This is a genomic window from Comamonas endophytica, from assembly GCF_023634805.2.
In the GTDB taxonomy this organism is placed as follows: domain Bacteria; phylum Pseudomonadota; class Gammaproteobacteria; order Burkholderiales; family Burkholderiaceae_C; genus Comamonas; species Comamonas endophytica.
In genome coordinates, this window is sequence record NZ_CP106881.1 from 99,478 (window position 1) to 111,600 (window position 12,123).

The window sequence follows — 12,123 nt, forward strand, 5'->3', positions numbered from 1 at the left end:
GCGGGCCGCTGCCGGCCCCGGCATGGCAGGGGCTCGCTATGATGACCGACACTTCATTTCCTCCCTGTGCGCCATGCCCTCCACCCCTGCCATCCTGCCCACTTACGCCGATGTCGAAGCCGCCGCCGGACGGCTGCAGGGGGTGGCGCACCGCACCCCGGTCATGCGCTCGCGCACGGTGGATGCGCAGCTCGGCGCGCAACTGTTCTTCAAGTGCGAGAACCTGCAGCGCATGGGCGCCTTCAAGTTCCGTGGCGCCTACAACGCGCTGTCGCGCTTCACCGAGGAGCAAAGGCGCGGCGGCGCGCTGGCCTTTTCCTCGGGCAACCATGCGCAGGCCATCGCGCTGTCGGCAAGCCTGCTCGACATGCCGTCGCTGATCGTCATGCCCGAGGACGCGCCGGCCGCCAAGATCGCCGCCACGCGCGAATACGGCGCCCAGGTCGTGACCTACAACCGCTTCACCGAGGACCGCGAAGCCATCAGCGCGCAGCTCGCCAGCCAGCGCGGCATGACGCTGGTCCCGCCCTTCGACCATGCCGATGTGATTGCCGGCCAGGGCACCGTGGCGAGGGAGCTGTTCAAGGAGGTGCCCGACCTGGACTACCTGTTCGTCTGCCTGGGCGGCGGCGGCCTGCTCTCGGGCAGCCTGCTGGCGGCGCAGGCGCTGGCGCCCGGGTGCCGCGTCTATGGCGTGGAGCCCGAAACCGGCAATGACGGGCAGCAATCGCTGCGCAGCGGCACGCTGGTGCGCATTCCCACGCCCAAGACCATCGCCGATGGCGCACAATCGCAGGCCCTGGGCGATATCACCTTTGCCGTGATCCGGTCGGCAGTGGAGGACATACTCACTGTGTCGGACGAGCAATTGGTGCAGGCGCTGCGCTTTTTTGCCGAACGCATGAAAATCGTGGTCGAGCCCACCGGTGCCCTGGCATTTGCCGGAGCCCTGCATGGCGGCGTGCCGCTTGCGGGCGCGCGCGTTGGCGTCATCATCAGTGGCGGCAACGTGGACCTGCAGCGCTACGCGCGCTTCCTGGCGGACTGACGCCGGGCCCGGGCCCTCCCTTCCCTGACGAATCCACAGAACAACATGAGCCAAGTTCATCTCATCGACCACCCGCTGGTCCAGCACAAACTCACGCTGATGCGCCGCAAGGAAGCCAGCACCAACAGCTTCCGCCGCATGCTCGGCGAGCTCAGCACGCTGATGGCCTATGAAATCACGCGCGACATGCCGCTGCAGGACATCGAGATCGACACGCCGATGGAAACCATGACCGGCAAGGTCATCGACGGCAAGAAGCTGGTGCTGGTCTCGATCCTGCGCGCGGGCAACGGCTTTCTCGACGGCATGCTCAACGTCGTGCCGGGCGCGCGCATCGGCCACATCGGCCTGTACCGCGACCCGCAGACGCTGCAGCCGGTCGAGTACTACTTCAAGATGCCCTCGGAGATGGAAGAGCGCGACATCATCGTCGTCGATCCCATGCTGGCCACGGGCAACTCGGCGGCCGCCGCCGTGGCGCGCCTCAAGCAGATGAACCCCAAGTCCATCAAGTTCATGTGCCTGCTGGCCGCGCCCGAGGGCATCGCCACGATGCAGAAGGCGCACCCGGACGTGGCGATCTACACCGCTGCCATCGACCGCGAGCTCGACAGCCATGGGTATATCCTTCCCGGCCTGGGCGATGCAGGCGACCGGATTTTCGGCACCAAGTAACCGGTTTTGTCGGCTCGGTGGAGCCCGCAGGACCCTTCGACAGGCTCGGGGGGCCCGCCTGGGGCGAACGGAGGTTGAATCCGTTCGTCCCGAGCCTGCCTCGGCGGCGCCGTCGAAGGATGGACGGCCCCGCGACGAACGGAGCCTGAGGGTTATTAATCCACCAACCCCACAAACATGTTCTGCACGTCATCGTTGTCGTCGATGCCCGCCAGGAACGCCTGCACCTCCTCCAGCTGCTCCGCACTCAGGCTCGAGGCACTGATCGGGTTCTTCGCCTTGTAGCCGAGCTTGACCGACAGCACGGTGAAGCCATGCGCAGGCAGGGCCTTGGCCACCAGGTCGAGGTCGGTGGGATCGGTGAGGAACAGCGTGCTGCCTTCGGCCTCGCCTGGCTCGAAGTCCTGCGCGCCAGCTTCGATGGCGGCCAGCTCGGCATCGGCGCCGGCTTCGGCAGGCTCGGCCTCGACCATGCCCACATGGTCGAAATCCCAGGCCACGGCGCTCATCTGGCCCTTGCGGAAGGCCACGCGCATCTCAGGTGCCGTGCGGTTGAGGTTGTCGGTCAGGCACTCGACCATGACCGGCACGCGGTGGGGGGCATAGCCCTCGTAGATCACATGCTCGAAGTTGACGGTCTCGCCCGTCAGGCCCGCGCCCTTCTTGATCGCGCGCTCGAGCGTGTCCTTGGGCATGGACACCTTGCGTGCCTGCTCGACCACCAGGCGCAGCTTGGAGTTGGCCGCCGGATCGGCGCCGCCGCGCGCGGCCACCATGATTTCCTTGGCCAGCTTGCCAAACAGCTTGCCCTTGGCGTCGGCAACCAGTGCCTTGCCCTTCGATTTCCACTGCGCGCCCATGAATGCTTTCCTTCAGGTGACAGGCGCGCGCGCCCCAACCGGGCGCGCGCTGCCCAAAGGGAGCAGGTTATACACCGGTCGCGGCAGGGCTGCAGCAAAAAAAGCAAATGCCGCGCGTCCGCCACAGCGGCAGGTCCAGCTGCCGCCCCGCCATCAACGCGGCCGCGCCTGCGGATGCAGGTCGATTCCCGGAGGATGGGGATTGGTGTCCTTCATGTCTTCGGGCAGCAGGTTGCCGTCGGCCAGCGCGGCGTCTGCCGCGGCGGTCCGTGGATGGCGTTCGGGATACAGATGGCGCTGCGCCACCCTGGCATCGAAGGTGCCAGCCCAGCGGGCGACCACCACCACCGCCACGCTGTTGCCGATGGTGTTGCAGGTCGCAATGGCCATCGACAGGAAACGGTAGACGCCAAAGATCACCGCCAGTCCCTCGGTGGGAAGCATGCCGGTAGCGGTCACGGTCGCGGTGAACGCCACGAAGGCTCCGCCCGACACCGTTGCCGCGCCCTTGGAGGTCAGCAGCATCACCAGCAGGATGCCGATCTGCTGCTCGACGCCCAGCGGCACGCCATAGGCATTCGAGAGGAACACCACACCCATCGCCATGAACAGCGAAGTGCCGTCGAGGTTGAAGGCATAGCCCGTGGGCAGCACCAGACCCACCGTCTGCTTGGCGCAGCCCAGGCGCTCGAGCTTGATCAGCAGCCACGGCAGTGCGCTTTCGGAGGACGCCGTGCCCAGCACGATCAGCAGTTCGTCCTTGATGTAGCGCAGCAGCCGCCACAGGCTCAAGCCCGCCAGTCGGGTGATCGCGCCAAGCACCAGCGCAATGAAGAGCAGCACCACGGCATAGAAGCCCAGCACCAGCTGCGCCAGCGCGATCAGCACCGCCGGACCATTGCTGCCCACCGAATAGGCGACGGCGCCGAAGGTGCCGATGGGTGCGAGCTTCATCACCAGGTTGATGAACGCGAACAGCACTTCGCAGACCGAATCGAGGCCGGCGCTGATCCTTTGGCGCCGCTCCTCGGGGATGGCCAGGATGCCGATGCCGGCCATCACCGCCAGCACCACCACCTGCAGCAGCTCGCCCTTGGCGAACGCACCCACGAAATTGTCTGGAACGATATGCGCGATGAACTCGGGCAAGCCCCGCGGCGCCATGCCCTTGGCGAGCGGCGCGGCAGTGCCGGAGACCTCTCGTGCCATCCCCTCGCCGATGCCCAGCAGGTTCCCGGCCACCAGTCCGAGCACCAGCGCCAGGGTCGAGACAAGCTCGAAGTAGAGGATCGCGCGCCAGCCGACCCGCCCGGCGCTTCGCACGTCTCCCGCCGAGGCAATGCCATGCACGATGGTGAGAAACACCAGCGGTGCGATACCGGCCTTGATCAGCGACAGGAACATGTCGCCCAGCAGCTTGAGCTGCGCGGCGAATCTGGGGAACGCAAGCCCGACCACGATGCCCAGCACCAGCGCGATCAGCACCTGGGTGCCGAGCCGGCGGTACCAGGGGAGCCCGACAACCGCTGCAGGGACGCCCGCGTCCACAGTGAGCGCCGGGCCCGTCATGGCGTCTCCATGGAACGCCGCGGGCGCAGTGCGGTGGCCGGAGCACCTGGGTGCGGCAGGCGATGGACAAGGTCGCAGCCGGAGCAGTGTCCCGCCGCGCAAGATATGACAGCCGACATGTGAACCCCCTCTCAGTGGATGAGGACAAACCTTAATACGCTCGAAGTGGCGCTCCATGCCGGGATCTATCCCCTGGCCTTGCCCACTGCGGCGCGACGGAATGCCCCCCCTGAAGATGCGGCGCTGGCGCGCGGAACCTCGCAGGAATTTCACCCAATGCCTTTTCGGTTGGCTATATTCAGGGAACCGAGCGGAACCAATCCCTAAAAACGCTTATCCGTCTCTTTTTCACCTGGATGTCCCAAGGAGAGATTGCCGATGCGCCCTGTACCCGCCCTGCCCCTTGCCGTCTGCGCTGCCCTGCTGGCGCTGAGCGCCCAATCCCAGCCATTGGCCGCCCCGGCAATGGCCGCCACCCCCGCTGCCGCCGACGCGCCGCGCCTCGAAGCCCGTGCCGTGGCCGACGGGCTGGAGCATCCCTGGGCGCTGGCCTTCCTGCCCGGCGGCCGCTATCTGGTCACGGAAAAACCGGGGCGCATGCGCGTGATCGAGGCCGACGGCCGGGTGCAGGCACCGCTGTCTGGGCTGCCGGCCATCGCCGCCGGGGGCCAGGGAGGCTTGCTCGACGTGCAGCTCGACAGCGACTTCGAACGCAACCGCACCCTGTACTTCTGCTTTTCCGAGCCCGGGCCCGGGGGCGACAGGTCGGTCAACAGCACGGCACTGGCCCGCGCGCGGCTGTCGGACGACGCCACGCGGCTGACCGACGTGAAGGTGATCTTCTCGCAGCAGCCCAAATACGCCAGCCGGCTGCATTTCGGCTGCCGCATCGCCGAGCGCGTGGTGGACGGCAAACCCGACGGCACTTTGTTCCTGGCGCTGGGCGAGCGCTCCACCGCCAAGGAGGAGGCGCAGAACCTGAAGAGCCATTTCGGCAAGGTGGTGCGCGTGGGCAAGGACGGCAGCGTGCCGGCCGACAATCCCTTCAGGCAGCGCGCCGATGCGCTGCCGGAGATCTGGAGCTGGGGCCACCGCAACCCGCAGGGCGCGGCAATCGGCCCCGACGGCCAGCTCTGGGTGCACGAGCATGGCGCGCAGGGCGGCGACGAGGTCAATCGGCCTGTGGCCGGGCGCAATTACGGCTGGCCCGTCATCACCCATGGCGTGAACTACGGCGGCGGCAGGATCGGCGACGGCATCACGGCCAAGGACGGCATGGAGCAGCCGCTGCTGCACTGGACGCCTTCCATTGCGCCTTCGGGCCTGGCCTTCATCACCAGCGACCGCTATGGCGCGGCATGGAAGGGCCAGATGGTGGTGGGCGCGCTCAAGACCCGCATGCTGGAACGCCTGGCGGTGCAGGATGGCCGCATCACCGCGCGCCATCTGCTGCTGCCCGAGCTCGGACAGCGCGTGCGCGACGTCCGCGAAGGCCCTGACGGCTGGCTGTACCTGCTGACCGATGACAGCAAAGGCCAGTTGATGCGCATCCAGCCTGCAGCCGCCGCTAAGGCACGCTGAGCCCCAGCATGCGCTCCACCTCGGCGTAGTCGCCTTCATCGACGGCAACCACGCCCTGCTTGCCCAGTTTTTGCAGCGCCGGGCGCAGCAGCGCCTGCTGCTGCACGAACACCTGGAGCAGCTGTGCCTGCAGCGCCGGGCAGAGCCTCTTGCGCATGACGAAGGCATCGGTGGGCAGCGGCGCCGAGGTCCACAGCGTGCGCAGCTCCTCGGGTGCCACTAGCTTCCGCTCGTGGGCCAGCGTCAGCCGCTCGCTGGAGATGAAGGCCGCGTCCACCAACCCGTCGCGCACGGCGGCGAGCGCGCGGTCGTGCGAGCCTGCATAGGACACGCGCGCGAAATATTCCTCCAGCTCCATTCCGGTGTGCGCCCGCACCAGCTGCCGCGGCAGCAGCGCGCCCGAGGTGCTGGCCGGATCGACCAGGCCCAGGGTCGCGCCGCGCAGGTCCTGCCAGCGGCGCCAGCGCGCACCCCGGCGCACGACCAGCAGCGCCTGGTAGCGGCTCAACGTGCCGGGGGTGTTCACCAGCGCGGCAAAGGGCAGCGCCACCGCGCCGGTGCGCTGCATTTGCACATAGGTGGCCGGCCCGAGCTCGGCCACGTCGATGCGCCCGGCCTGCAGGCCCTGCACGACCGCCGAATAGGACGCGGCAGGCACCACCTCGACGGGTAGCGCCAGCGCACCGGCCAGCGCCCGCGCCAGCATCCGGTAGGCTTCGAGCTGGACATCGTCGCTGGTCTTGGGAATGACCGCCAGCCGCAGCCGCGCCGGCGGCTCGCATGGCGCGGGCCCGGGGTGGGCATGCGCCGCGCTGGTGGCCACCGTGCCGCCCGCCGCGCACAGGCCCAGCGCCAGCAGCTTTGCCAGCGCCTGCCGCCGGTCCCGGGCGATGTCTGCGTGGGGTTTCATGGGCAAGGCAGCTTCATGCGGGATGGAGATAGGCGGCGCGCAGCATCTCCTCGGCCGCGTGGGCGCCCACGGGGCGGCTCAGGAAGTAGCCCTGGGCCTCGTCGCAGCCGGCGGTCTTGAGGTACACCAGCTGGTCCATCAGCTCCACGCCCTCGGCCACCACGCGCATCTTGAGGTTGTGCGCCAGCGTGATGACCGAGGTCACGATCACGCCCGCCTCGCTGCTGCTGCGGATGTCGTTGACGAAGGACCGGTCGAGCTTGAGGGTGTCGATGGGCAGGTCCTTGATCTGGCTCAGGCTGGAAAAGCCGGTGCCGAAATCGTCCAGCCCGATGGACACGCCCATGTCCCGCACCTGCTCGAGCACGCTCAGCGCCAGCGCGCGCGGCTCGATCAGGCAGCTTTCGGTGATCTCCATCATCAGGTCCGAAGGCGCGATGCCGTGGTCGGCGATATGCGCGGCCAGGCGCTCGGCAAACGCGCCGTCGCGCAGTTGCACCGGGGAGACATTGAAGGCGATGGGGACGGTGTCGAGGCCCAGCGCGCGCCAGGCGGCCACCTGCCGGCAGCAGGCCTTCAGCACCCAGTCGCCCAGCGCACGGATGGCACCCGTGGCCTCGGCCGAGGCGATGAATTCGCCCGGGTGGATCAGCCCGTATTCGGGGTGCTGCCAGCGCACCAGCGCCTCGAAGCCCATGATGCGGCAATCGTTGAGGCGTACCTTGGGCTGGAAGTGCAGCACCAGCTGCTGCTCGGCAACGGCGCGCGGCAGCTCGCGCTCGAGCGCGTACCCGCGCGCGCTGTCGGCGCTGGCCGTGGCATCGTAGTAGCTGAAGCGACCGCGCCCGGCGCGTTTGCTGGCATACATCGCGGCATCGGCGTTGCGGCACAGCAGCGTCACGTCATGGCCGTCGCGCGGGAAGAAGGCCACACCCATGCTGGGCGTGACCTGCAGCGTGTGGCCCTCGAGTCCCTCGTAGGGCTGGCTCAGGGACTCGATGAGCTTGGCGGCCAGCGCGTCCATGTCGGCCATGGCATCCATGCCGGTCACCAGCACGGCGAATTCATCGCCCCCCATCCGGGCAATGATGTCCGAGCGGCGCAGCAGCTGGCGCAGCCGCCCGGCCACCGCCTGCAGCAGCAGGTCGCCCACATGGTGGCCCAGGCTGTCGTTGATGGCCTTGAAGCGGTCCAGATCCAGATACATCAGCGCATAGAACTTGCGGCTGCGCCGGGCCAGCGCCAGATGGCTCGCGACCAGCTCGTTGAACATGCGGCGGTTGTGCAGTCCCGTGAGATGGTCATTGGCCGCCAGCTCCAGCGCCTTGGTCTTCTCCCGCTCGAGCTGGTCGATGAGCGCATGCTTGTCGCGGTTGGCGACGCTCAGCGCCACGAACAGCCCCTCCTGGTGGCGCAGCACGCGCAGCATGCCGCCCACGGCCAGCAGCATGCATACGCTGAGCACGCCGAGCAGGGTCCAGACCTTGCGGCTGCCCTCGCGGTGCGGTCCGTCCACCCATTCCTGGCCGCGGCTGGCGACCACGATGAAGGGCGACTGCGCGCTGCGCCGCCAGCTGAACTGGCTGGGCGCGGCGCCGGGCTGCAGCGCCGCGACGGCCGCGCCGCGGCTGCCCTCCATCAGCGTTACCGGCGCCGCCTGGCTGCGCGAGAACGGCAGCGTCAAGCCCTGCGCACCCAGCTCGGCCAGCGGCCCGCCCTGCGTGTCGAACAGGTGGATCGCGCTGCCCGCGCCCATCTCCACGTCGCGGTAGAGGTTCAGGAAATAGCCCAGGTCCAGCATCAGCAGCAGGTAGCCGCCCGCTGCGGACGTGGCGCCGGACTCGGTGGGCCGCAGCGCATAGGCCAGAGGGATCTGCCACAGATCCGGGCTGCCCGGGGCGCTGGCCTGCGCCGCCGGCAGCAGCCGCGCGGCCTGCCCGGCAACCGGCGCCCGCAGCGCCTGGCGCAAGGCCGCCACCAGCGGCGCCAGCTCGCCGCGCGCCAGCGCATAGGAGGAATCCATGGGCGCCAGCGAAGCATCGAGCAGCAGGTAGCGCGCGAAGCTCTGCTCGGCCACCAGCATCGTCGAGAGCCGCCGGTGCACCTCGGCGGCGGTCTGCTGGCCGCGCGCGTGGCTGGCCAGCGTATCGCCAGCGGCCAGCGCCATCAACTGGCCCTTGTTGACCACTTGGGCAAGATTTTCCGCCACCACGGCCGCCAGGCTCGCCTGCTGCTGGCGGGTGCTGATCTCCAGTTGCGCGCGCTCGGCCGCCACGCTTTGCCAGGCCAGCCACCAGACCAGCCCGAGCACCAGCAGCGCCGCGCCGACGCAGGCCAGGCGCATGCCTCTCCAGCCCATGCGCAAAGGCATGGTGGACACCGGCCGGCGAAACAGCAGCAGGTAGCACAGGCGACGGGCGTACAGGGAAGTCACAAAGCGGGGCGCGGGGCAGGCAGGGGCTCCATGATGCAAAGCCAGCAAGTCGGTTTCGTGACAGTTGCCTGCATTGCAGGGGCAGACGCCGTTTATGACATGTCATACATGCTGCAAGCCGCCGTCAGCCATGACAATAGCGCCCAGGCAGCGCTGGTCTGCCCTTCAGGAGATTTCCATGCTCAATGCCCTGTGGCTGGGCTTTTTCATCATTGCCGCGGTGGCGGCGTTGGCCCAGTGGCTGGTGGGCGGGCAGGCGCAGGTGTTCGCCGCCATGGTCCAGGCGCTGTTCGCCATGGCCAAGCTGTCCGTCGAGGTCATGGTGCTGCTGTTCGGCACGCTGACGCTCTGGCTGGGCTTTCTGCGCATCGCCGAAAAGGCCGGTGTCGTGCAGTGGCTGGCCTGGGCGCTGGGCCCGCTGTTCGCGCGGCTGATGCCGGAGGTGCCGCGCGGCCACCCGGCGCTCGGCCTGATCACGCTGAACTTCGCGGCCAATGCGCTGGGGCTCGACAACGCGGCCACGCCAATGGGATTGAAGGCCATGCGCGAGCTGCAGACGCTGAACCCGCGCCCCGACACCGCGACCAATGCGCAGATCCTGTTCCTGGTGCTCAACGCCTCCTCGCTGACGCTGCTGCCCGTCACGATCTTCATGTACCGCATGCAGCAGGGCGCGCCCGACCCGACGCTGGTGTTCCTGCCGATCCTGCTGGCGACCTCGGCCTCGACGCTGGTGGCGCTGCTGGCCGTGGGGCTGGTGCAGCGCCTCCGACTCTGGCACCCCGTCGTGCTGGCCTACCTGCTGCCGGTGGCGCTGCTGCTCGGCGGCTTCATGGCGCTGTTGACCACGCTCAGCGCCGCGGCGCTGGCCACGCTGTCCTCGCTGCTGGGCAACCTGACGCTGTTCGGCTTGATCCTGCTGTTCGTCTGCCTGGGCGCCTGGCGCCGGGTGCCGGTCTATGACAGCTTCATCGAAGGCGCCAAGGAAGGCTTCGACGTGGCGCGCGGGCTGCTGCCCTATCTGGTGGCCATGCTCTGCGCGGTGGGTGTGTTCCGCGCCTCGGGCGCACTGGACTATGCGCTGTCGGGAATCCGCTGGCTGGTCGATGCCGGCGGCTGGGACGCGCGCTTCGTCGATGCGCTGCCCACCGCGCTGGTCAAGCCCTTCTCCGGCAGCGCCGCGCGCGCCATGCTGATCGAGACCATGCAGAGCCAGGGCGTGGACAGCTTCGCGGCCCTGGCCGCAGCCACCATCCAGGGCAGCACCGAGACCACCTTCTATGTGCTGGCGGTGTACTTCGGCGCGGTGGGCATCCAGCGCGCGCGGCATGCGGTGGGGTGCGCGCTGCTGGCGGAGCTAGCGGGGGTGGTGGCGGCGATTGCGGTTTGTTATCGGTTCTTTGGAGGGATGTGAGTTGCGAAGGCAAGGCCTTTGGCAGTGCCGGCATAAGGCAATGGGCCTTGCTCCTGAGGACAGGACATCCCTCCTTCGACAGGCTCAGGACGAACGGTTGCGGAATGCACGGCTGTTCATCCGTTCGCCCTGAGCCTGTCGAAGGGTGAACGGCATTCCCTCAAAAACCGCCAACCCTTCCCTCACGCATCCGGCACGATCGACTCCGCATAGTCATAAAGCGCCCCCAATATCTCCTCCCCGCGCTCGTCCACCGATTCCGACAGCTCGTCGATCTGCGCGAACATGCGCTCGGCCGTGCGCGCCCCGCCCTTGCCGTCGAGCAGGCAGGCGGCGCAGTGCTCGACCCAGCGCTGCTGCTCCTCGGGCGAAAGGGTGTCGGCGAAGTTGCGCGCGCGGTAGCGGAAAACCAATTCGCCCAGCCGCGCATCGTCGAAGCCGGTGCGGTCCATCGCCAGCTCCAGCGGGGTAAGCGAGCGCAGGTGGTCGAGACGGCGCCGGTCCTCGTTGCCGACGAAGCCGCCATAGAGGTCCTGGTCCACATCGACCGGGCCCGGCGGCGGACGCTGGAACACCTGTTTCCACAGCGCGCTCATGTCGGGCAGGTCGCGCGCGATCGCGGCATAGTGCAGCGAGCGCTCCATGTCGATGCCCCACTGCTGGGCCATCGCCGGGCTCAGCGTCTTCAGGCTGCTCACGACCATCGGCGACTTGTTGACGTGGATGCTCTTGATCGGCAGCCGCGCCACGCCCTCGGGCAGCTCGGCCGTGCGCGTGAACAGGCGCAGGCGCAGTTCCTCCACGCCCAGCTGCGCCAGCTCCGACGGGTCTTCGGACAGATCCCAGGCCAGTATCTCGTTCTTGTTCGCCGGATGGGTCGCCAGGGGCCACATCACGCCGATGCAGCCGCGCGCCGCGCCGAACATGCCCGAGACATGCAGGAAAGGCCGCGCATCGGCGGCCACGGCGGGCAGCCCCAGCTCGTGCAGCACGCGGTCCTTCTTGTGCAGGCCAAAGGCAAAGTCGAACAGCCGCGGCTGCAGCTTGCGGACAAGCCTGGCCAGCGCGATGGTCGCGCGCACGTCGCTCAGCGCGTCATGCGCCTGCTCGTGCGCGAGCCCGTTGGCGCGCGCCAGGTCCTCGAGCTTGAAGCTCACGGAGCCATCTTCCTTGCGCGGCCAGACCATGCCGTCCGGGCGCAGCGCATAGACCATGCGCACGACATCCAGCAGGTCCCAGCGGCCGCAGCCGTTCTGCCATTCGCGACCATAGGGATCGATCAGGTTGCGCCAGAACATGAAGCGCGTGATCTCGTCGTCGAAGCGGATGGTGTTGTAGCCCACGCCGACGGTGCCGGGGCTGGCGAACTCCTCCTCGATGCGCGCCGCGAAGGCATGCTCGGGCACGCCCTGCGCCGCGCACTGCTGCGGCGTGATGCCGGTGATCAGGCAGGACTGCGGATCGGGCAGGTAGTCGCCCGCGGGCTGGCAGTACAGCACCAGCGGCTCGCCGATCTCGTTGAGCTCCATGTCCGTGCGGATGCCGGCGAACTGCGCCGGGCGGTCATAGCGCGGCTGGGCTCCGAAGGTTTCGTAGTCATGCCAGAAGAAGGTGGTTTCAGCCATGGGGGAA

General features: G+C 68.3%; 9 protein-coding genes. 4 read left to right on the forward strand and 5 right to left on the reverse strand.

The window, feature by feature from the left end:
• The first annotated feature begins 73 nt into the window (after window positions 1-73).
• Both M9799_RS00475 and upp read left to right on the forward strand, forming a co-directional pair.
• Window positions 74-1,048, forward strand: a complete 975-nt coding sequence (locus tag M9799_RS00475) for a threo-3-hydroxy-L-aspartate ammonia-lyase (protein WP_231042469.1) — start codon at window positions 74-76, stop codon at window positions 1,046-1,048.
• Between the two features lie 45 nt (window positions 1,049-1,093).
• Window positions 1,094-1,723: a uracil phosphoribosyltransferase gene (upp, locus tag M9799_RS00480; protein WP_231042470.1), complete on the forward strand. Its 630-nt coding sequence runs from the start codon at window positions 1,094-1,096 to the stop codon at window positions 1,721-1,723.
• A 155-nt stretch (window positions 1,724-1,878) separates the two neighbouring features.
• On the opposite strand, the gene M9799_RS00485 is transcribed toward upp, so the two are convergent.
• Entirely contained in the window at window positions 1,879-2,583 is a 705-nt protein-coding gene (locus tag M9799_RS00485) for a YebC/PmpR family DNA-binding transcriptional regulator (RefSeq protein ID WP_231042471.1), read from the reverse strand.
• A 153-nt stretch (window positions 2,584-2,736) separates the two neighbouring features.
• Window positions 2,737-4,152, reverse strand: coding sequence for a cation:dicarboxylate symporter family transporter (locus tag M9799_RS00490; RefSeq protein ID WP_231042472.1), 1,416 nt, complete (start codon window positions 4,150-4,152; stop codon window positions 2,737-2,739).
• Between the two features lie 465 nt (window positions 4,153-4,617).
• On the opposite strand from M9799_RS00490, the gene M9799_RS00495 reads away from it, so the two are divergent.
• Window positions 4,618-5,733, forward strand: coding sequence for a PQQ-dependent sugar dehydrogenase (locus M9799_RS00495; RefSeq protein ID WP_231042713.1), 1,116 nt, complete (start codon window positions 4,618-4,620; stop codon window positions 5,731-5,733).
• On the opposite strand, the gene M9799_RS00500 is transcribed toward M9799_RS00495, so the two are convergent.
• Together M9799_RS00500 and M9799_RS00505 are read right to left on the reverse strand one after the other, a co-directional pair.
• The gene (locus tag M9799_RS00500; RefSeq protein ID WP_231042473.1) at window positions 5,720-6,643 is read right to left on the reverse strand and encodes a phosphate/phosphite/phosphonate ABC transporter substrate-binding protein; all 924 of its coding nucleotides are present in this window, start codon (window positions 6,641-6,643) and stop codon (window positions 5,720-5,722) included. The two genes, M9799_RS00495 and M9799_RS00500, sit on opposite strands and share 14 nt — an antisense overlap.
• 13 nt (window positions 6,644-6,656) lie before the next feature.
• Window positions 6,657-9,077, reverse strand: a complete 2,421-nt coding sequence (locus M9799_RS00505) for a putative bifunctional diguanylate cyclase/phosphodiesterase (RefSeq protein WP_231042474.1) — start codon at window positions 9,075-9,077, stop codon at window positions 6,657-6,659.
• 178 nt (window positions 9,078-9,255) lie between these two features.
• Here M9799_RS00505 and M9799_RS00510 point away from each other — a divergent pair, with 178 nt between their 5' ends.
• Window positions 9,256-10,491: a nucleoside recognition domain-containing protein gene (locus M9799_RS00510; protein WP_231042475.1), complete on the forward strand. Its 1,236-nt coding sequence runs from the start codon at window positions 9,256-9,258 to the stop codon at window positions 10,489-10,491.
• A 182-nt stretch (window positions 10,492-10,673) separates the two neighbouring features.
• Here the strand turns inward: M9799_RS00510 and sbcB are convergent, their stop codons facing one another.
• Complete coding sequence (gene sbcB / locus M9799_RS00515) at window positions 10,674-12,116, reverse strand: exodeoxyribonuclease I (protein WP_231042476.1); 1,443 nt, start codon at window positions 12,114-12,116, stop codon at window positions 10,674-10,676.
• Between the last annotated feature and the right edge of the window lie 7 nt (window positions 12,117-12,123).